Source organism: Streptomyces sp. Ncost-T10-10d (assembly GCF_900091955.1).
Classification (GTDB): domain Bacteria; phylum Actinomycetota; class Actinomycetes; order Streptomycetales; family Streptomycetaceae; genus Streptomyces.
Genome location: NZ_FMDF01000133.1, coordinates 56,603 through 76,314, shown reverse-complemented (window position 1 = coordinate 76,314; position 19,712 = coordinate 56,603). Strand labels below are relative to the sequence as shown.

Here is a 19,712-nt window from a genome sequence, read left to right as displayed (position 1 = left end):
CAAACATTACCTCACTCCGAGGACCGGATCGACGCCCGTGCCTGGTGGGCGCGGTCTGCCAGGGATTCGGCGCCGCACGCCGTGGCCAGTTTGTGAGCCCTGGCGAGTTCGCGCGGGGAGCCGATCGCGATGCCGTGGTCGACGAGGGCCAGCGCGTGTTCGTACGCGGACGGGGACGCTTCCAGGTGGCGGACCGACTCGGCCAGCAGATGGGTGGCGTCCTCGGCGCGGGCGAAGAGGGCGACACAGCGCAGGGCCTCACCGATCGCGGTGTCCGTGCCGAAGCGTTCGGCGTGCACCCGGGCCGAGGTGGCGAGTTGAGCGGCGCGGCCCGGGTCCTCCTCGGCCAGTGCGCGGGCGAGATCGCCGGCCCAGGGAGCCCATACGCCGTTGAACCTGCCGCGGGGTTCGAGGGCCTGACCGGCCGCTTCGAGTTCGGTGACCGCTTCCTTCGTACGGCCTTCGGCCAGCAGCAGCCGTCCGCGTACGCACGGTGCGTCGGGCAGCACCATCGCGCTGGGGTAGGGCGAGCCGAAGTCGTAACGGTCGGCGATCTCGCGCGCCTCGGTGACACGGCCGCGGGCGACCAGTGTGTCGATCAGCAGACAGGCCGCGTCCCAGTGGACGGGAAGTCCACTGCCGACACGGTCGGCGAGGCGCAGTCCTTCGCGGAGGAAGCCCTCCGCCTCGGCCAGCCGGCCGCGACGGCGGTGGACCAGCCCGAGCAGGGTGTGCGCGAACGCGAGATGTGCACCGCTCCAGCCTGAGATCTCGAAGGCGCGGACGGCCTCGCCGAAGAGTTCCTCGGCCCGGTCGAGCTGGTCCGTGAAGGCGTAGGTGATGCCGACGAGGGTCGGGAGCTCGAAGCCCCACTCGGTATCGGTCCAGCCGAGCCCGCGGGCGGGATGGCCGTCGACCAGGGCACGTTCGCAGAGGTCGACAATGAGCTGGGAGTTCTCGCCGCGCATCATCGCGTCGAAAGCGCGGATGGTGAGCAGGGCGCGCTCGGCGTTGTCGCGGCCGTGCAGATGGTCGGCGTTCCGGGCGAGCCTGGCAGAACGGGCGGGTCCGTCGTCCTCGGCGGCCTGCATGCCCTCCCAGAGGAAGTGGGCGGCCTGGAGCCGCATCAGGCCGGGGCCGGGGGCGGTGTGTGCGGCTTCGGCGGCGAGGGCGCGTGCCGCTTCCTTCAGCTGGTTGTTGTGGGAATGCGCGGCCGCGAGCCGGAAGGTGGCGTCGATCCGCTGGTCGTCGGAGAGTCCGGGCATCTCAAGGGCGGCCCGCAGATGCTGGACGGTGGTGGCCGGGGAGCTGAGCAGCGTGGCGCAGCCCAGTTCGTACAGCAGAGTGGCCTTGACCCGATGGTGCGGTGGTTCTTGCAGGGCACGTTCGAGGCAGCGGCGGGCGGCCTCCGGGGCACCGACCGCGAGGTGCTGTCGGGCTGCTTCGCGGAGCTGCTCGACCAGTTCCTGGTCGTCGTCGGGGTGTACTTCGAGGAGGTGCCGGGAGGCCGCGGCGGCGCCGAGTCCCGCACGGGTGATCGCCCAGGCGGCCCGGCCGTGCATGGCGGTGCGGGTGGCCGGCGGGATGGAGCGGTACACCGCGGTGGCGATCAGCGGGTGGACGAACTCCAGCGGGTCGAAGCCGGTGACGATACGGGCTTCGCGCAGCCGCGCCGTGCAGTCGGCGGCCTCGGCGGGGCTCATTCCGGCGAGGGTGGCGGCGAGATCCTGCGAGATGTCCGTGCCGAGCACGGCGGCGGCCCAGGCGAACCGGTTGGCGTTGGTACCGAGCCGTTCGAGCCGGGCGACGAGTCCGCTGCCGCGGGCCGTTGCGCCGAGTTCGCGCAGCAGCCCGGCCGACTCCTCCAGGGGCGCCAGTTCGCGGTCCTGGACCTTGGCGACGAGTTCGACCGCCTCGTAGGGGTTGCCGCCGGTGACGGCCCACACCTCGCGGCAGAACGGGTCGTCGGCGTGTTCGCCGAGGCCCGCGCGGACCAGCTCCGCGGTGGCGTCCGGGGTGAGGGCGCGCAGCGCGACCCGGACCTGGGAGGGATGGGCGCCGCCCGACCCGCTCTCCTTCTGCCGCGCTGCCAGTTCTTCCGGCCGGTGGGCCTGGACGACCAGGACGGGCAGTTCGCCGAGGCGTGCGGTGAACGAGGCGAGCCAGGCGAGGGATTCGCCGTCCGCCCAGTGTGCGTCGTCGATGATGAGCACCAGCGGACGGTGGCTCAGCCCGGATGCCAGCCGGGAGACGACCCAGTCGAGTCCGTCCCGCACACCCTGCGGATCGGGCTGGGGACCGCTCGGTTCGGTGAGTCCGAGTGCGGGCGCGGTGATCTCGTACCAGGCTCCGAACAAGGCCCTTACCTCGTCGGGCGGGAACTGGTCGAGTGCGGGCTGCAGCAGCTGGCGTACGACGTGGAACGGCACGGACGTGACCGTTTCGCCGCCGCGTGCGGACCAGACCGTGCAGCGGTCGGCGGCCATCGCCTGGATCTCGGCGAGCAGCGCTGTCTTGCCGATGCCTGCCTCGCCGCTGAAGATCAGCAGCCGGCCCGCCGCCTGGGCGCCGCAGAGGGCGTCCACGGCTTGTGCGGCAGCGGCGAGCTCCGGTTCGCGCTCGTACAGCGGCCGGGACTGCTTCATCCCTACCCTCCCCAAAGTGGTGCGGATGACTGTCGACACTAGTCGTGCGCGGGGGTCCACGGACAGAGGTTCAGACAGTTCGCCGCAGGTGCGGGGCACAATCGAGGGGTGGACGAGACTCGCAGGGACCGCGACGCCGAGGGCCGCGCGCGCAATGCGCGCCCCCGTGACGGGCTGGGACGCCCCCTGCCGTACGGGGCACCGGGAGTGGATCGGCAGCCGGAGGGTGTGACCCGTACCCCCGAGGAGACGCTGCGTGAGGCGCAACGGCTGCTGGACGCGGGGATGCCGTTCCATGCGCACGAGGTGTTCGAGGATGCGTGGAAGTCGGGCCCGATGGCGGAACGAGAGTTGTGGCGCGGTCTTGCGCAGCTGGCCGTGGGGCTGACCCACGCGGCGCGCGGCAATACGACGGGCGGTGCCCGGCTGTTGCGACGGGGCGCGGCGGCGCTCGCGGGGTTCGGGACCACCCGCCCTCACGGGATCGGGGTCGACGGGCTGATCGGCTGGGCCGAGGAGCTGGCCGGGCGGGTCGAGGCGGAGAAGGCCTGTGGCGCGGACGCGGCGCGTGTGCGGCCCGTCGACGCGGCCGGCGAGGCACCGTGTCTGCGGCCCCGGGGCCGGTAGCCCGGACGCCCGGGGCGGTGGGACATGGGGCAGACTCGGTGCGGTGAGAAAGATCTATGTCATCGGTATCGGCGCGGGCGACCCCGACCATCTGACCCTCCAGGCCGTCAAGGCGCTGAACCGGGCGGATGCGTTCTTCATCCTCGACAAGGGTGAGGAGAAGTCCGACCTGACCGGGCTGCGGCGGGACATCCTCGATGTGCATGTGAAGGACGCCTCGTACCGGCTCGTCGAGGCACGGGATCCGGAGCGGGACCGCAGGACGTCGGACTACTCACCCGCTGTGGACGACTGGCGCAGGCGCCGTGCGGATCTGTACGAGCGGTTCATCGCGGAAGATCTCGGTGCGGACGAGTGCGGAGCGTTCCTGGTGTGGGGCGATCCCGCGCTGTACGACTCCACGCTCGGCATCCTCGAAGAGATCCTCGACCGGGGTTCGGTCGCCTTCGACCACGAGGTGGTCCCCGGGATCAGCAGTGTCTCCGCGCTGCTGGCCAAGCACCGCACGGGGCTGAACCGAGTGGCGAGGCCGGTGCAGATCACGACCGGCCGACGGCTGGCCGAGGGCTGGCCCGAGGGGGTCGACGACGTGGTCGTGATGCTCGACGCACGGCAGGCGTTCACCCGCCATCTCGACCAGGACCTCTACATCTACTGGGGCGCGTACGTGGGGACCGAGGACGAGATCCTGGTCTCCGGGCGCCTCGCCGAGGTGTCGGACCGGATCGAGGAACTGCGGGCCGAGGCGCGCGCCCGAAAGGGCTGGATCATGGATACGTATCTGCTGCGTCGCGGCTGAATCATTCTTCCTGGCACAGCAGTTGGAGCGCCGACGCCACATCGTGCACGACGGGTACGCCTTCGGGCGGTGGCGGGCGGCGGACCACGACCACGGGCAGGTCGAGGTTCCTGGCCGCGGTGAGCTTCGCCGCGGTGGCGGGGCCGCCGCTGTCCTTGGTGACGAGGACGTCGATGGCCCGGTCGCGCAGCAGCACCGTCTCTCCTTCGACGGTGTACGGGCCACGGTCGAGGAGTACGTCGGTGTCGCGGGGCAGCGGTGGTTCGGGGGGCTCCACGGATCGTACGAGGAAGTGGAGCGTGTCGCCGCCCGGGGCGGTGGCGAAGGCGGCCAGGCCCAGGCGGCCGGTGGTGAGGAAGATCCGGCGGCCCAGTGCGGGCAGTTGAGCGGCGGCGTGCGCGAGGTCGTCGGCCGGGTGCCAGCGGTCACCGGGGCCTGCCGTCCAGCCGGGGCGGCGCAGCGCGAACAGTGCGGTGCCGGTGGCTTGCGCGGCCGCGGCGGCATTGGCGCTGATGTTGCCGGCGAACGGGTGGGTGGCATCGACGACGGTGTCCACACTGTGGGTACGCAGCCAGTCGGCGAGGCCCTGGGGGCCGCCGAAGCCTCCGATGCGTACGCCGCCGGCGGGCATCCGGGGCCGGGTGACCCGGCCGGCCAGCGACGTGGTGATGCGCACCGTCGCGTCGCCGCCGGGCCCGGTCAGCTCGGCGGCGAGCTGCCGGGCTTCGGTCGTACCGCCGAGGATCAGGATGTGGCCGGGCATGCACCGAACCTACGTCACTTTCGCCGCCTGCTGCCCGGAGCGGCGAACAGGGCGGCCCGCAGCCATTACGATCCGGCGTCATGAGCACTTCTGACCAGGACCAGGCCGTGGACACCCCGATAGCCGGTCCCGAGGCCGTTTCGGAACCCGATTCCGAGGCCGCTTCGGAACCCGATTCCGAGGCCGCTTCGGAGATCGTTCCCGAGACCGATTCCGAGGCTGTTGCCGAGGCTGTTGCCGAAGCCACTGCCGAGACCGGGAATCAGAGGCTGACACCTCGTCAGGCGAGACGGCTGCGGATCGTTCTCTCGTCGGTCGGCATGGCTGCGATGGCGGTCGTTCTCGCGCTGCGGATCGCCAGCCGGTCCTCCGTGCTGGTGGTCGGAGTGTACGGGCTGGCGCTGATCCTGTGCGGGATCGTGATCGAGCTCAGCAGGAACGGCCGTACCCGGCTCGGCAGTTGGCTGCTGGCCGTCGGTCTTCTGGCGGCTATCGGTTCGGACTGGCTGCTGATTCCCTGACGTACGGTCAGCGTGCCGCGATCCACACGGTCGTGCCGTGCGGATCGACCCGGTCGGCCGGTCGGCGCGCAGATGGAACGGGAATATCAGGCTTGTTCCAGCAGGATCTGCACGGCCGAACGGAATCCGGCAAGCCGTTCGGCCGCCTCGTCGGCGCCGATCCGGGGCTCGTACACGGCGGCGGGCTTCCATTCGGGTACGGCCTGCCGGAGCGGGAGCCGGGGGTCGAGGCCGAGGCGGGCGACGGCTCCTGCGCCCAGTGCGGTGACGTCGGGCAGCGCGGACACCTCGACGGGTCGTTGCAGCAGATCGGCCTGGGTCTGCATGAGCAGTGCGGAGCGGGTCAGGCCGCCGTCGACGCGGAGCGAGGTCAGCGGGGAGCCCAGATCGGTCGCGACCGCTTCGGTGAGTTCGACGACCTGCGCGGCGATGCCCTCGCACAGGGCGCGCACCAGGTGGCCCGCGGTGGTGTCGAGGCCGAGGCCGGTCACCGATCCGCGCAGATCGCCGCGCCACCACGGGGCGGCGAGTCCGGCGAGCGCCGGTACGAACGTGACGCCGGCGGAGTCGGGGACGGTGGCACCGACCGGGTCGAGGTCCACCGCGCCGGAGATCACTCCCAGGTCGGTGAGCCAGTTGACGGCGGACGCGGCGGTGTAGACCTGTCCGTCGAGGCAGTAGCTCGTACGGCCGCCGAGCCGCCAGGCGACGCAGCTGACCAGTCCGGTGGAGCCGCGACGCGGCGCGGGCCCGGTCTGGGCGAGCAGGAACGCACCGGTTCCGTAGGTGCACTTGGCGTTGCCCGGGTCCAGGGCGTTCTGGGCGAGCAGGGCGGCCTGCTGGTCGACGAGCAGTCCGGTCAGCGGGAGTTCACCACCGAAGGCGGCAGTGGTACCGACGGTCCCGTCGGAGTCGACGACGGCCGGGAGGCGTTCGTCGCCGAGGCCGAAGATGTCCAGTGCCGCGGGCGACCAGCCGACCTGGTCGAGGTCGAGCAGTTGGGTGCGTCCTGCGGTCGCCGCGTCCGTGACGAACGCCCCGGTCAGCTGATGGACGAGCCAGGAATCGCTGGTGGTGACGACGCCCTCGCGGGTCAGCTCACGGCGGATCCAGGCCATCTTCGGTGCGGCGAAGTAAGGATCGAGCGGAAGCCCGGTGAGTTGCTTCAACTGCTCTTCGTGCGAGGTGAGTTCGGCACACAGCGGGGCGGACCGCCGGTCCTGCCAGACGATCGCGTCGGTGAGCGGCCGCCCCGTGTCCGGATCCCAGGCGAGCACCGTCTCGCCCTGGTTGGCGAGGCCGACGGCCGCCACCGGCTCACCCGCTTCGTGCAGCGCCCGTCGCCCGGCGTCGACGACCGAGTCCAGCAGTTCGGCGGGGTCGACCTCGACCGCTCCGCCGGCGCCGTGACGCGGCCGCACCGGCGCAGAACCGGAACCGATCACGCCACGCTCGGGGCAGACAACCAGAGCCTTGGTTCCCGATGTGCCCTGGTCCACGGCGAGTACCGGGCCTGTCATCGACACTCCAGTTGCGCGGAAGCTGTGCGGCTTGAACGGAATCGTGATCACTGATCTCCGACGCCCAGAGTGGTGCAGACCACCGCGTACGTCAAGGGCTGCACGGGAACACGCCCGGAACGACCGGATGCCGGTCAACGTCCGTATGAATCAGATGACTTGAGTAAGATCCGCGAATCGGTCCGGAGTTCGGGGCAACTGGCCTTACACTCACCGCCGAACAACAACCGGACGCTTTCGAGCAGTTCGTTTTTCAACAGCTGCTTAGCCCCCCACGTCCTTGAGGATTGATGAGACCGACACTCCGCCCCGAACACCGACATCTCGACTCCCGGGCCTTCCGCTTCTGCACGGGTTCCATGCCACCGCCGGGTTGCGTGACGTGCTGAGAAGATCCCCCATCCGTCGCATGCTGTCCCGTCGAACGGGGGCAGGACGAGTCCATGGCCAACAGTGACTTCCGGCCGGTCTATCACCCGGCCGGCCATGACAACGAATTGCGTGTCGCGTTACAGGACTTGCGCACCGGGCGCTGGCTTTCCATGCGAAATCTACTGGAGAGTACGCCCGATTGGACCCTGTGGACCCAGCGCACACAGGTACTCGGGGCGATCGCCGCCGGTTCCGATGCGGTGCAGGCCTGGCTGGCCGAGGAGCCCCGAAGCGTCGCCGCTGCCGTGATGCACGCACGGGTCGTCGTGGAACGGGCCGTGCGGGCCCACCGCGAGGGCCATCCCCGTGCACAGGAGCTGTGGCAGGAAGCGTGGGGAGCCTGCCGCACTGCCGCGCACACCTCGCCCGCGGACCCGGTGCCGTGGGTGTGCCTGCTGGCCCTGTCCCAGCTCGACGAGCGGCAGCAGTTGGAGGAGCACCGGCTGCATCCGCCGGGACCGATGCTCTTCCCCGGCCCGTGGGGGCTGCTGGCCGAGGCCGACAAGCGCGATCCGTACAACCGCGAGGCCTACCACCGGATGCTCCAGTTCGTGTATGCGCGAAAGGCCGGCGGATCCCTCTCGGAAGCGGTCAACTTCGTTCAGTGGGCGGCCTCTTCCGCCCCCGACGGCTCCGCGCTGCATGTACTGCCGCTGTATGTGCGGGTCGAGCGCTACCGCCGTGAGCACGGTCACGAGAAGGCCCTGGATCTCCACTGGGTCACCGAGGACGCCGAGCGGGACGCGGCCCGCGCCCTGGAGCTCTGGTTCCGTCGCACGGCCCCGATCTCCCACTCCCTGCTCGACCTGAACCATCTGGCCCACGCCCTGTGGGGCGCACTCCAATTCGCTGACGCCGCACCGGTGTTCCAGGAGCTCGGCCCCTATTTCACCTCGGTTCCCTGGGTGTACCGCACCCGTGATCCCAAGGCCCCGGGTGGCGCCGAGGAGGTTTTCCTGCGCGCCCGGAGCCGCTGTCTCGCCGTGTCCCGCGACCCCGGGCGGGGGCCGCACGGCTGAGTCATGGCGCCGTGATGCCGTGCGGCCTCCCTCGCCATTTCGAGCCGATCCCTTCCGTCCCTTCCCCATCCCGCTCATGGAGGTTTTTCCCATGTCCATATCCACCCCGACCCAGTCGGGTGCGGAGGCCAACCCACCCATGGACGAGGAGCAGCGACTGCGCGAACTCGGCTATCAGCCGGTGCTCGCCCGCCGCATGGGGGGCTTCGGCAACTTTGCCATCAGCTTCTCCGTCATCTCGATCCTGTCCGGCTGCATGACCCTGTACGGCTTCGGCATGTCGACCGGTGGCCCGGCGGTGATGCTCTGGGGCTGGGCCGGTGTCGGCCTCTTCGTGCTCTGCGTCGGCATGGCACTCGCCGAGGTGACCAGCGCCTACCCGACCTCGGGGGCGCTGTACTACATGGCCGACCGGCTCGGCGGGCGCAAGTGGGGCTGGTACACCGGCTGGCTGAATCTGCTCGGGCTGCTCGGTGCGATCGCGGGTATCGACTACGGCGCCGCGCTGTTCACCGGTGCGCTGATGAATCTGCAGTGGGGATTCACCCCCACACCGGGTAAGACAATGATCATTTTTGTCTGCATTCTGCTGCTGCACGCCGTGCTGAATCTCTTCGGTGTCCGCCTCGTCAGCGTGCTCAACTCCATCAGTGTTTGGTGGCATCTCGCCGGTGTCGCGGTGATCGTCGCCGTGCTGGCCATCGTGCCCTCGCACCACCAGTCGCCGTCGTTCGTCTTCACCGAGTTCGTCAATGACACGGGCTGGCACAACCCGTTGTATGTGGCGGCGATCGGCCTGCTCCTCGCGCAATACACCTTCTGCGGCTACGACGCGTCCGCCCACCTGTCGGAGGAGACGTCGAACGCCTCCGTGACGGCCGCCAAGGGCATCGTCCGCGCGATCTGGGTCTCCTGGGTCGCCGGTTTCGTACTGCTCGCCGGGCTGACCTTCGCGATCCAGGACTACGCGGGCACCCAGGACAGCGCAACCGGGGTGCCTCCGGCGCAGATCCTCATCGATGCACTGGGCACCTCCGGGGCCACGGCCATGCTCCTGATCGTGATCGCGGCGCAGCTGTTCTGCGGCAACGCCGAGGTCGCCGCCGCCAGCCGGATGGTGTTCGCGTTCAGCCGCGACAACGCACTGCCGGGCTCGGCGCTGTGGCACAAGGTGAGCTCGCGCACCCAGACGCCCGTCAACGCGGTGTGGCTGTCGGTCGTGATCGCCGGGGTACTCGCGCTGCCGTCGCTGTACTCCGCCACCGCCTACGGTGCGGTGACCGCGATCAATGTCATCGGCATCACGCCCGCCTATGCGATCCCGATCTTCCTGAAGCTGCGCTCCGGCGACCGGTTCGAACGCGGCCCCTGGCACCTGGGCCGCTGGAGCAAGCCGATCGGCTGGATCGCCGTGGTGTGGGTCGCCATCGTGACCGTCCTGTTCCTGCTTCCGCAGTCGTCCCCCGTGACGGTCGACTCGATGAACTACGCGTCGATCGCGCTGGTCGCGGTGCTGGTCCTGGCCACCGTGTGGTGGTTCGTCGCGCGCCGTTCGTACAGCACGCCTTCGGCGTACGGGAACGCCCGTGAGCAGGCGGAGATCGAGGAAGGCATCGTCTGACCCCGCCCCGTCCACGCCTTGTTCTCAGCCCTCCCCGGTCGCAGCGAACCGCTGTCGGGGAGGGCTGAGGCGTGTGTGCGGTGGTGGTAAGGAACGCTGTGCACGGTCAGCGCAGGAGCAGTTGGAGTCCGCCGAGGACGGTCGCGCCGATCACCAGCTGCTCGAAGAGCTTCTGATTGATGCGGTCCACACACTTGCGGCCGATGTAGGCGCCGGGGAGGACGAACAGCAGCATGCAGGCGTCCAGCAGCAGCGACTGTGCGTCGATGAGGCCCAGGCCCACGCTGAACGGCACCTTGGACACGTTGACGATGAGGAAGAACCACGCCGACGTCCCCAGGAAGCCGAGCTTCCGGAAGCCGGCGGAGAGCAGATAGAGCGACATGACGGGGCCGCCCGCATTGGCGACCATGGTGGTGAAACCGCCGAGCACCCCGTATGAGCGGGCCTTGAACCTGCCGGTGCCTCGCATCGGTGGTGCACCGGACTCCTCCATGGCCTCCCTGCCGGTGACCGCGGGCCTCCGCCGCCAGACGGTGACACCTGCCATGAACAGCAGGATCGCGCCGATCGACGTGCGTACGGCCGCGTCGTCGGCCCACAACATGAAGACCGTTCCCGCCACCACGCCGACGGCTACGGCGGGGAAGAGCCGCAGCAGAGTCGGCCAGTGGGCGTGCCGCCGGTAGATGAGGACGGCGAGCACATCGCCCGCGATGAGGATCGGGAGCAGTACTCCGGTGGACTCGCGAGCCGGGAGTACGGCCGCGAAGACCGCCAGACTGATCGTGTTGGCGCCGCTGACGGCCGACTTCGAAAAGCCGACGAGGGCTGATGCCGCTGCGAGCGCGGCCAGTTGCCAGAGTGTAAGAGTGTCCATGCCAAGAACAGATGGTAGGCCCGCTTATGGGAGCCAGAGGCAGGCGGCAGCCAGGAGCGCCACCGTCGCCCCGCCCGTGAGCACCGGGATGCTGCCCAGCCAGCCGGCCAGCGCGCCGCCGCCGAGTGCGCCGATCGGCACCGTGCCGATGAGTGCGGCCTGGAGAACCCCGGCGACCCGGCCCTGGAGCTCGGGCGGCGTGATGAGTTGCTGGGTGGTGGTCATGGAGATGGCCCAGACCGTGGCCGAAAGACCGAAGAGGAACTGGTACGAAAGCAGCGCCGGGAAGCCGACTCCCAGGGAGGCGGCCGGAACCAGGAAGATGGCGAGGGCCGCCACCACCGCGCAGATCCGGGTCGCCAGGGCCAGCCCGGTGGTGGCGGCGAACCGGCCGGCCAGCAGCACCCCGAGGACGGTCGCGACGCTGAACGCGGCGTACACCGTCCCCAGCTGCCAGGCGGGAAGGGCGAGCTCGCGGGTGGCGTAGAGCACGAAGAGCGCATCCACGGCTCCGCTGCCGAGATTGAATCCGGCCCCTGCGAGCACCTGCCGGCGCAGCAGCCTCTCCCCACGTACCACGGCCAGTCCGGCGCGCAGCGCGGCCGTTCGGGAGCCCGCCTCGGGACGGCTGCGCTCGGCCGGGGTGTTCAGCGTGGCGGGGAGGGCGAGGAGCAGCAGCGCCTCGACGCCGTACGCCACGCAGCCGGCCAGCAGCGCCGTGGAGGCCCCGGCCAGACCCACCAGCACTCCGCCCAGTGCCGGTCCGCCGATCTGCCCGGTGGTGCGGGCCCCGGTCAGTGCGGAGTTGGCGGACAGCAGCTGTCCGGGATGCACGACGCGGGGCAGGGCCGCCTGCAGGGCGACCGCGAGCATGGAGGTCAGCGCGCCGGACGCGGTGGCCACCGCGTACAGCTGGAGCAGGGTGAGGCGGCCGAAGAGGTCCGCCAGGGGTACGGACCCGACAACCAGCACCTGCAGGACGGTGAGGAGCACGGTCAGGCCGCGCAGACGTGCCCGGTCGACCAGCACACCGGCGAACGGGCTGAGGAGCGCCCCGGGGAGATAGCTCAACGCCATCAGGGCGGACGCGCCGAGCGGCCCCGCGTCCAGCCGGGTCACCGCGAGCAGCGCGAGCGCCAGGGTGGTGACCTGGCGTCCCACCGAGCTGGCGATCTGTTCTCCGCAGAGCAGCGCGAACGGGCGGTGGCGCAGCAGAGAGTGTCCGGGACGCGCGAGGTGGTCGCTCCCCCCACCGGCAAAGGCCGTACGAGGAAGAGAGGAAGGGGGGTCGGGCGGCGGCTCCATCGTTCAGATGTCTGTGCAGGGGACGGGCCACCGGCGGATGCGCGGTGGCAGGGCCACCACCCAGCCGTCCGTCACCCACGCGAGGCGTTCCGTCGTCAGCAGGTCCACCGCTTCCCGGCCGGTCGTGCTCAGGCAGGCCACGGGAGTGGCGTCCAGGACGGTGAGGAAGGTGGCCAGCAGATCGGGGTGCTCGATCGTGAAGCGGGCTGCGGCCGATGGCTCCCTGCGGTCCATGACCGTCACGAAGTCCGGCCCGCGCCGGTGGTAGAGCTGCCCGTAGGCATGACGGTCCCGCCAGACGGCCAGTTCCGGCGGCTCGCCGGGCAGCGGGCCGGGGGCGGGGAGGTGGCGCAGCAGGCCGGCTGTCGCGGACACCTCGTTCGTGGAGCCGGTGAACAGGGGGTCGTCGGTCGCCGGAGTCCAGTGCACGACGAGGTCGTGGCTCTGGCACTCGCGCAGGAACTGGGCCGCGGCCGCCGCCCGTTGGCCGCCCGCGCCCAGCCGCAGCGGTTCGTCGACCATCACCAGCCGTCCGTCGATCCGGTACGGCACATGCAGAGCAGGCAGGGAGAGGGCCATACGGGCCGGGGGTGCGGGCAGGGTGCTCATCCGGCGACCCTCTCCCCCGGGAGCGGGGTGCGTTCGACCGAGCGGGCCTCCTGCGCCGGGGCGGGCTCGACCGTGTGGGCGTCCGGCTCCTGGGCGCACTCGACCGAGCGGACCGGAACGTGCCAGGTGGGCAGCGCCACGTACGACCGTCCGTCGTCGTAGAGGAGTCCCAGGGAGACCGCGTGATCGAGCCATTCGCCGAGCGCCTCGCCGGACGGCGGGCCTCCGTCGGCGGTGAGCAGCCGGTGCAGGGCGGACCGGGTGCGGCCCGCCTCCAGATGGCGCAGAGCAGCGGCCCGCCAGCCGGCCAGCCGGTGGGTGCGGCGCGGCCAGCCGTGCCGTCGGTCGTGGACGAGGAGCACGTCTTCGCCGTCCGGGCTGCCGGGCTGTTCCAGGACCAGGGTGGAGGCGGGGTATCCGGTGTACCAGGCGCGGGCTGCGGTCTTCAGTCGCTCTTCGGTCTCGCCGCCGATGCCGGCGGGCGGGGTGTCGAAGAGATAGACGAGATCGGTCATTTCTTCCTGGGGCAGATCATAGACATGGCGGTACATTTCGGCAGGACGTCGTTGCTGGAAACCGAGCGCCGGGTTGGCGAAGTTGGGGCTGAACCGCTCCAGTTGGATGCGGTGGGCGCCGCCGGGCGGCTGGAGATGGACGAGCGCGGGCATCTGGTCGATGACGGAGGTGTAGTCCTCGGCACTCTCCCCCGGGAAGCCGTAGAGATAGTTCCAGGAGCAGGTGAGCGAGTGGTTCTCGCACTCGCGGAGCGTACGGATGTTACGGGCCCCGCTGACACCCTTGTTCATGAGGTCGAGAGCCTTGTTGCTGAGGGATTCGATACCCGGCTGGATGTGGACCGAGCCGGCCCGGCTCAGCAGTTCCAGCTGTTCGGGCGTGAGGTTGGACTTGACCTCGTAGTGCATGCGCAGGTCCCAGCCGCTGTCGGCGGCGAGCGGGAGGAAATCCTTGAAGTACGCCATGTCGATGATGTTGTCGACGGTGACGAGGTCCAGGATGCGGTGGCGTCGCACGAGGCGGTCGACCTCGTTCCACAGCTGTCCGCCGGGCTTGGAGCGGAAGGCCATCGCCGATCCGTTGAGTCCGCAGAAGGTGCAGTGGTGCTTCTCGCCCCACCAGCAGCCGCGGGCGCCCTCCACCACCAGTTTCGGATGGACGTACTCCGCGAGCGGGGAGGCGTCGAGGGCCTCCTGCCAGAGGTCGTAGTCGGGTGAGGGGATGTCGCCGGGCGCCACCGTGCGACGGGACTCCTCGTTGGCCCGTGACTCCTCCCCGTCCCACCAGCAGAGCCCGGGCACATCGTCCGGTGCGGTGCCCGCTTCGAGATGGGCGAGAAGGGCGGGGAAGGCATACTCCCCCTCGCCCCGCACCACATGATCGACGAATCGGTGATTACGGTGCAGGGCATGCCCCATCGGGCCGTCGCAATTGCTGCCGCCGAATACGACGGCCAGTCCGGGGCGGCGTCGTTTGAGTTCTGCGGCAAGCGCCAGCGAGGAGACATTCTGCATGAATGTGGAGGTGAACCCCACGACATCGGGAAGGCCGGCGAGCACGGCGCTCGCGCTCTCGTCGATGAATTCCGCCGCATGGGTGCGCATCGCGGCCGCCGTGCCGATATCGATCCCGCGCCGCGAGGCATAGTCCTTCAGCCGGGCCACACCCCATTCGGGATCCTTGTACAGGACACCGGAGAATACCCAGTCCCCGAGGCCGTCGAAGATCGATTCGCTCCCCACCGCGACGTGATCGCCGGGTCGCAGCGCTCCCTGCGAGCGTTCCAGCAGGTACTCCGCCCAGCGCAAGGAGCCGTGGAACTCACGCACCTCGTCGTCCGGGCGGGTGCGGTGCAGCAGTGAGTGCAGCAGTCCCACTTGGAGAGAGGGGAGTTCGAGCGGCTGCCACGGCATGGTCACCAGATGAATTCGCACTGCGCCTCCCATGGCACGGGGCGGACGCCGGGACGCACCCCACGCCCGCCCTTGTAGGTGATGTCCGACCCCTGTGCACCAGCTGCCTCGGACGCCGATCGCCCTGCGTGTCGATTGCGCCGGTATGTGCCGGCTCAGCGCGTCGGGCGTTTCTCGATCGTCTGCCGTTCGCGGTTCTTCGCCTCTTCCTCGCGAACCACTACTTTCTTGATCTCCATATGCCCCTCCCTTCTCCTGCCGGCCTCAAGTTCGTTGACGTTAGGTGCCGTTGCGCAAGGCTCGCAAGAGTGCCTCCTGGGGGCGATGGGACGTACGGGACCGTCCACGCGCGTGGACAGCGGAGAGGTGATCGCTATGCTGCGACCCAAGCGCTCACAGGAAGCGTTCAAACGAACAACGCGCAGCGGTACGGCGAGGGGGCCAACAGCATGCGGGAGCCGGTTGAACTCAGGCGGCAGCGAATCCTGTCGGTGGTGGAGTCGCGCGGCGCGGTCAAGGTCAGCGTGCTCGCGGCCGAGCTCGACGTCTCGGTGGTCACGATCCGGCGGGACGTCGAGGAGCTGGCGCGGGCCGGACGGCTGCGGCGCGGGCACGGGGTGGCCCGGCCGGTACGGGAGGCGCAGCCGCCCGCCGCGGTCCCGGCGTCGAGGAGCGAGGAGCCCGGCGGGGACGGCGGGGCGGTCGCCCTGGTCGTCCCGGAGCGGCATTCGTACCTGTACGAGACCCTGCACGGCGCCCGGACCGTCCTGGAGGAGTCCGGGATGCGGATCGCCCTGCACATCGCACCCCAGTCGGCCGGCGCCGAACGTCCGCTGGTGGAAAGGGCACTGGCGGACGGGGCGCGCGGGTTGCTGATCGCGCCGCGCTGGCGCAATGCCTGCTCGGAGGAGCTGGACTACGGCTGGCTGGCGGGCCTGGGGGTGCCGACCGTGCTGATGGAACGGCGGCCCCGGCCGGGCAGCGCGCTGCACGCCCTGGACTCCGTCTGTTCCGATCACTGGTACGGGACGCATCTCGCCGTGGAGCATCTGGTGTCGCTGGGACATCGCCGTATCGTGCTGGCCGCCCGCGACGACAGCCCGACGGCGCGCAGCATCCGTGCCGCGTTCGCCGAGATCGCCGCGGCCCGCCCGGAGGTGGAGGACTGGTCGGTGGTGCTGAGTTCCCCGCAGGCGGTGCCCGGCCCCGGCCCCGACTCCCCTGCCGCGGGAGGCGGGGCCGCGGTGGAATCCGCCGCCCCGCCGCCCCCGCGACCGACGGCCGCACCGCTCTCGACCTGGCCGCGCTGCTGCGGGAGCGGGGCGCCACGGCGGCGGTGCTGCACGGCGATGTGGACGCGTTGATGCTGGTGCAGCGGCTGGCGGAGAGCGGTGTCGAAGTGCCGCGGGACTGCTCGGTCGTGGCGTACGACGATGTGGTCGCGGCCCTCGGCAGCACCCCTCTGACAGCGGTGGCGCCACCGAAGACGGAGATCGGGCGGGCCGCGGCCGAACTGCTGCTCCACCGGCTGTCCGGGGCCGTCGGCGCGAGCGGCCCGGTACGCCGCACGGAGCTGCTGCCCACGCTCAAGGTGCGTGGATCCGCGCAGGCCCTCACCCTTCCCGCCGGATGAGCGTTTGACCGCTTTAATTTTCTTCTGAGCGATCTATTGACCACTACCGATCAGCCGATCAGGATTCCCCGTGACCCGAATCAGGAGCCGCGGGAGGCGCACATGCCCGGTCGACAGAGTCGTCGATCCGTGCTCGCCACGATCGCCGCCCTGCCTCTGACAGGCGCGCTCAGCGCCTGCAGCGGCAGCGACGGATCATCAGGATCGGGCAGCACGAGCAACACCAGCAGCACAGTCGGCAGAAACAGGAAACAGGCTACGCACATCACCTTCTGGTCCGCTCTGCGCGGCAGCCAGGAAGTCGTGGACGCGTTCAACCGCACCCACGACACCGTCCAGGTCGACTTCCAGCAGATCCCCACGGGCGGTCAGGGCGGCTACGCGAAGCTCAGCAACGCCGCACGGGCGGGCAATGCGCCGGACGTCGCGACGATCGAGTACCCCCAGGTGCCCGGCTTCGCCATCGACGGTGTCGCCCGTGAGATCACCGACATGGTGAGCGGCAGCCTGCGTGCCAAGCTGCTGCCGCAGGCGCTCGGCCTGACCACCTTCGAGAAGCGTGTCTTCAGCGTTCCGCTGGACGTCGAACCGATGGTGATGCACTACCGCACCGACCTCTTCAAGCAGTACGGGCTCGAAATACCGCGCACCTGGGACGACTTCGAGGACGTGGCCCGCACCGTGCACCGCAAGGCCCCCGGCCGCAGGCTGGCGACCTTCGCCACGGACGGCGCCGCACAGTTCGCCGCGTTCGCCTGGCAGGCCGGCGCCCAGTGGTACGACACCCGGGCGGGCGCCTGGAACGTGTCGCTCGCCGACGGGCCCAGCCGCCGCGTCGCCTCGTACTGGCAGCGGCTCATCGACCAGGACCTGGTCTTCATGAACGCGGTCGACAGCCGCCAGTACGACGCCCAGGTCAGCAACGGTCAGGTCCTCGTCCGGCTCAGCGGCGCCTGGGACGCCGGGGCGCAGATGAACGCCCGGCCCGGGCAGAAGGGCAAGTGGGCCATCGCGCCCCTGCCCCAGTGGAAGGAGTCCGATTCCGCGCTCGGCACCCACGGCGGGTCCACCTTCGCGGTCACCTCCCACAGCAAGCACCCGGAGGCCGCGCTGGAGTTCATCGAGTGGCAGGTGTCCCACCCCGACGCGCTGCGCGCCCGGCTCTCCAGCGGCACCAGCAGCCAGTATCCGGCCGCCCCGGGCCTCGTCGCCGTGGGCCGCAAGGCCTTCGACCGCAATTACTACAGCGGCCAGGACATCTACACCTTCTTCGAGCAGGAGGCCCACAAGATCAGGGACGGCTGGACCTGGGGCCCCCGGATGACCGCCTCCCAGAAGGTGATGCAGGACGGCTTCGCCAGGGTGGGAGGCGGCCAGGGCTCACTGATCGACGTTGTGCGCTCGACCCAGCGGGGCACCATGCCGGACCTCAAGGCACTGGGCCTCGCCACCACCGAGCACAGCAGCTGAACCGAGCCCCCCGTCCCCCTTCCCAGCAGCAGAGAGGCAGGTGACACCCATGACCGGCCCCCTCACCACGCCCGCTTCCACTTCCTTGAGCCCTGCCGCGCGCCCGTCGCGGACTCCGTCGGCCACAGTGCCGGCAAGCTCCACCCGCAGGTCTGCCAGGCGCCGTGAACTCGGCGCGTGCGGCGCTCTGATGACCCCGTTCTTCCTGCTCCTTGTGACGGTCTTCCTGATCCCCGTCGGGACGGCCGTATGGCTCAGCTTCTTCAGCGACGACCAGCCCGGGCTCGGCTTCGGCCCGGAACGCACGGTCTTCGTCGGACTGCGCAGCTACACCGCCGTGCTGACCGACCCGACGTTCCTCAGCGGGCTCGGCACCGTCGTCCTGTACTGCCTGATCTACATCCCGCTGATGGTGATCGGCGCGCTCGCGCTGGCACTTCTGCTGGATTCCGGAGTGGTACGGCTGCGGTCCTGGGCGCAGCTCGGTCTGTTCCTGCCGCACGCGGTGCCCGGCATCATCGCCGCCGTCATCTGGCTGTACCTGTACACGCCGGGGCTGAGCCCGGTGATCGACCTGTTCGCCAAGGCCGACATCACCATCGACTTCCTCGGTGTGCACACCGTCGTGCCGTCGATCGTGAACATCGCCCTGTGGAGCAACCTCGGCTACAACATGGTCGTCTTCTACGCCGCCCTGCAGGCCGTGCCGCGCGAGGTCATCGAGGCATCGGTGGTCGACGGTGCCGGACCGGTCCGTACGGCACTCCAGGTCAAGACCCCTCTGGTGCGTTCGTCGATCGTGATGGTCGCGATGTTCACCCTGATCTTCGCCCTGCAGCTGTTCACCGAACCGATGCTGCTCAGCCAGGCCACACCGATGATCAATTCGCGGTTCTCGCCCAGCATGTACATCTACGACGCGGCGTTCACCCGCAACAACTACGGGCTCGCCGCGGCCGCCTCGGTCGTCCTGCTCATCTGCACGATCGCCCTCTCCTACGGCGTCACCCGCTGGACCAACCGCACCAACGCCCCCGAGGAGGACGCCCGATGAGCGCGACGAGCACCATCCGCACCGCCGCCACCCTGCGGCCCAGGCTCCTCGGCCGCTCCGCCGTCAATCTCGTCGTCGGCATCTCGGTTCTGTACACACTCCTGCCGGTGCTGTGGCTCGTGCTCGCCGCCTCCAAGGACCGCGACGCCCTGTTCGGCAGCAATGTGCTGTCCCTGGACCACTTCTCCTTCGGGCAGAACCTCAAGGACCTGTTCGCGATGGACGGCGGACTGTACGGACGGTGGTACGGCAACAGCCTGCTGTACGCGGTTCTCGGCGCCGCACTCGGCGCGCTGGTGAGCGTCGCCTGCGGGTACGCCTTCGACAAGTACCGTTTCACGCACAAGGAGAAGCTGTTCGGTCTGGTGCTGGCGGCGGTGATGGTGCCGCAGACCGTGCTCGCGCTGCCGCTGTATCTGATGGCGTCCCGCACCGGTTTGGTCAACACCTTCTGGTCCGTCTTCATCCCCGTGCTCTTCAATCCGTTCGGTGTCTATCTCGGCCGGATATTCAGTCAGGGGTACGTACCGGACGAGGTGCTGGAGGCGGCGCGGGTGGACGGGGCCGGCGAGCTCACCACGTACTTCCGGGTCTCCCTGCGGATGCTGGGGCCGGGCCTGGTCACCGTCTTCCTCTTCCAGCTCACCGCCATCTGGAACAACTTCTTCCTGCCCATGGTGATGCTCTCCGACCAGCACCTGTATCCGGTCAGTCTCGGGCTGTACATCTGGAACAGTTCCGCCACCGTGTCCCCCGAGTACTACCCCGCCGTGATCATGGGTTCGCTGCTCGCGGTCCTGCCGCTGATCCTCGCCTTCGCCCTGCTCCAGCGGTTCTGGAAGTCGGGGCTCACGGCGGGCGCCGTCAAGTAGCCGCGCCACCACCC

Annotated in this window: 15 protein-coding genes and 1 pseudogene; 9 read left to right on the top strand and 7 right to left on the bottom strand. The window is 69.9% G+C overall.

The window, feature by feature from the left end:
• Positions 1 to 11: 11 nt before the first annotated feature.
• On the bottom strand, positions 12 to 2,645 hold the full coding sequence (locus tag GA0115254_RS21845) for an ATP-binding protein (protein ID WP_093896982.1): 2,634 nt from the start codon (positions 2,643 to 2,645) through the stop codon (positions 12 to 14).
• A 108-nt stretch (positions 2,646 to 2,753) separates the two neighbouring features.
• On the opposite strand from GA0115254_RS21845, the gene GA0115254_RS21840 reads away from it, so the two are divergent.
• On the top strand, positions 2,754 to 3,272 hold the full coding sequence (locus GA0115254_RS21840) for a DUF309 domain-containing protein (protein WP_093896981.1): 519 nt from the start codon (positions 2,754 to 2,756) through the stop codon (positions 3,270 to 3,272).
• 43 nt (positions 3,273 to 3,315) lie between these two features.
• Positions 3,316 to 4,071, top strand: a complete 756-nt coding sequence (gene cobF, locus GA0115254_RS21835; protein WP_093896980.1) for a precorrin-6A synthase (deacetylating) — start codon at positions 3,316 to 3,318, stop codon at positions 4,069 to 4,071.
• A gap of 1 nt (position 4,072) precedes the next feature.
• Here the strand turns inward: cobF and GA0115254_RS21830 are convergent, their stop codons facing one another.
• The gene (locus tag GA0115254_RS21830) at positions 4,073 to 4,834 is read right to left on the bottom strand and encodes a cobalt-precorrin-6A reductase (protein WP_093896979.1); all 762 of its coding nucleotides are present in this window, start codon (positions 4,832 to 4,834) and stop codon (positions 4,073 to 4,075) included.
• Positions 4,835 to 4,914: 80 nt separating this feature from the next.
• On the opposite strand from GA0115254_RS21830, the gene GA0115254_RS21825 reads away from it, so the two are divergent.
• Complete coding sequence (locus GA0115254_RS21825; RefSeq protein WP_093896978.1) at positions 4,915 to 5,355, top strand: hypothetical protein; 441 nt, start codon at positions 4,915 to 4,917, stop codon at positions 5,353 to 5,355.
• A gap of 86 nt (positions 5,356 to 5,441) precedes the next feature.
• Here GA0115254_RS21825 and GA0115254_RS21820 read toward each other — a convergent pair whose 3' ends face one another.
• Entirely contained in the window at positions 5,442 to 6,875 is a 1,434-nt protein-coding gene (locus GA0115254_RS21820) for an FGGY family carbohydrate kinase (RefSeq protein WP_093896977.1), read from the bottom strand.
• Positions 6,876 to 7,318: 443 nt separating this feature from the next.
• Between GA0115254_RS21820 and GA0115254_RS21815 the strand changes: the two genes are divergently transcribed.
• Positions 7,319 to 8,326 carry a hypothetical protein gene (locus tag GA0115254_RS21815; protein WP_093896976.1) on the top strand — a complete coding sequence of 336 codons (1,008 nt, stop codon included), beginning with the start codon at positions 7,319 to 7,321 and terminating at the stop codon, positions 8,324 to 8,326.
• A gap of 91 nt (positions 8,327 to 8,417) precedes the next feature.
• On the top strand, positions 8,418 to 9,947 hold the full coding sequence (locus tag GA0115254_RS21810; protein WP_093896975.1) for an amino acid permease: 1,530 nt from the start codon (positions 8,418 to 8,420) through the stop codon (positions 9,945 to 9,947).
• 106 nt (positions 9,948 to 10,053) lie between these two features.
• Here GA0115254_RS21810 and GA0115254_RS21805 read toward each other — a convergent pair whose 3' ends face one another.
• Genes GA0115254_RS21805 through GA0115254_RS21790 form a run of 4 tightly spaced genes read right to left on the bottom strand, consistent with a single transcriptional unit; the run spans position 10,054 to position 14,690 of the window.
• Positions 10,054 to 10,827: a sulfite exporter TauE/SafE family protein gene (locus GA0115254_RS21805; RefSeq protein ID WP_093896974.1), complete on the bottom strand. Its 774-nt coding sequence runs from the start codon at positions 10,825 to 10,827 to the stop codon at positions 10,054 to 10,056.
• A gap of 24 nt (positions 10,828 to 10,851) precedes the next feature.
• On the bottom strand, positions 10,852 to 12,132 hold the full coding sequence (locus GA0115254_RS21800; protein WP_093896973.1) for an MFS transporter: 1,281 nt from the start codon (positions 12,130 to 12,132) through the stop codon (positions 10,852 to 10,854).
• Between the two features lie 3 nt (positions 12,133 to 12,135).
• Positions 12,136 to 12,741: a DUF5825 family protein gene (locus GA0115254_RS21795; protein WP_176740240.1), complete on the bottom strand. Its 606-nt coding sequence runs from the start codon at positions 12,739 to 12,741 to the stop codon at positions 12,136 to 12,138.
• Entirely contained in the window at positions 12,738 to 14,690 is a 1,953-nt protein-coding gene (locus GA0115254_RS21790) for a RiPP maturation radical SAM C-methyltransferase (protein ID WP_093896971.1), read from the bottom strand. The genes GA0115254_RS21795 and GA0115254_RS21790 overlap by 4 nt, the downstream gene beginning before the upstream one ends.
• Positions 14,691 to 15,118: 428 nt before the next feature.
• Here GA0115254_RS21790 and GA0115254_RS21785 point away from each other — a divergent pair.
• From GA0115254_RS21785 to GA0115254_RS21770, 4 genes and pseudogenes are all read left to right on the top strand, one after another.
• Positions 15,119 to 16,302, top strand: a pseudogene (locus GA0115254_RS21785) (substrate-binding domain-containing protein).
• 102 nt (positions 16,303 to 16,404) lie between these two features.
• Positions 16,405 to 17,772 carry an ABC transporter substrate-binding protein gene (locus GA0115254_RS21780; RefSeq protein WP_093896970.1) on the top strand — a complete coding sequence of 456 codons (1,368 nt, stop codon included), beginning with the start codon at positions 16,405 to 16,407 and terminating at the stop codon, positions 17,770 to 17,772.
• Between the two features lie 49 nt (positions 17,773 to 17,821).
• Positions 17,822 to 18,826, top strand: a complete 1,005-nt coding sequence (locus GA0115254_RS21775; RefSeq protein ID WP_093896969.1) for a carbohydrate ABC transporter permease — start codon at positions 17,822 to 17,824, stop codon at positions 18,824 to 18,826.
• Entirely contained in the window at positions 18,823 to 19,698 is an 876-nt protein-coding gene (locus GA0115254_RS21770) for a carbohydrate ABC transporter permease (RefSeq protein ID WP_093896968.1), read from the top strand. Before GA0115254_RS21775 ends, GA0115254_RS21770 begins: the two co-directional genes overlap by 4 nt.
• Positions 19,699 to 19,712 lie beyond the last annotated feature (14 nt).

What these genes read in the sequence shown, in the direction of transcription:
- GA0115254_RS21780 (WP_093896970.1), top strand. Translation starts at nt 16,405, where the DNA reads ATGCCCGGTCGACAGAGTCGTCGATCCGTGCTCGCCACGATCGCCGCC.
- GA0115254_RS21770 (WP_093896968.1), top strand. Translation starts at nt 18,823, where the DNA reads ATGAGCGCGACGAGCACCATCCGCACCGCCGCCACCCTGCGGCCCAGG.
- GA0115254_RS21820 (WP_093896977.1), bottom strand. Translation starts at nt 6,875, where the DNA reads ATGACAGGCCCGGTACTCGCCGTGGACCAGGGCACATCGGGAACCAAG.
- GA0115254_RS21805 (WP_093896974.1), bottom strand. Translation starts at nt 10,827, where the DNA reads ATGGACACTCTTACACTCTGGCAACTGGCCGCGCTCGCAGCGGCATCA.
- GA0115254_RS21810 (WP_093896975.1), top strand. Translation starts at nt 8,418, where the DNA reads ATGTCCATATCCACCCCGACCCAGTCGGGTGCGGAGGCCAACCCACCC.
- GA0115254_RS21800 (WP_093896973.1), bottom strand. Translation starts at nt 12,132, where the DNA reads ATGGAGCCGCCGCCCGACCCCCCTTCCTCTCTTCCTCGTACGGCCTTT.
- GA0115254_RS21795 (WP_176740240.1), bottom strand. Translation starts at nt 12,741, where the DNA reads ATGAGCACCCTGCCCGCACCCCCGGCCCGTATGGCCCTCTCCCTGCCT.
- GA0115254_RS21815 (WP_093896976.1), top strand. Translation starts at nt 7,319, where the DNA reads ATGGCCAACAGTGACTTCCGGCCGGTCTATCACCCGGCCGGCCATGAC.
- GA0115254_RS21845 (WP_093896982.1), bottom strand. Translation starts at nt 2,645, where the DNA reads ATGAAGCAGTCCCGGCCGCTGTACGAGCGCGAACCGGAGCTCGCCGCT.
- GA0115254_RS21825 (WP_093896978.1), top strand. Translation starts at nt 4,915, where the DNA reads ATGAGCACTTCTGACCAGGACCAGGCCGTGGACACCCCGATAGCCGGT.
- GA0115254_RS21775 (WP_093896969.1), top strand. Translation starts at nt 17,822, where the DNA reads ATGACCGGCCCCCTCACCACGCCCGCTTCCACTTCCTTGAGCCCTGCC.
- GA0115254_RS21830 (WP_093896979.1), bottom strand. Translation starts at nt 4,834, where the DNA reads ATGCCCGGCCACATCCTGATCCTCGGCGGTACGACCGAAGCCCGGCAG.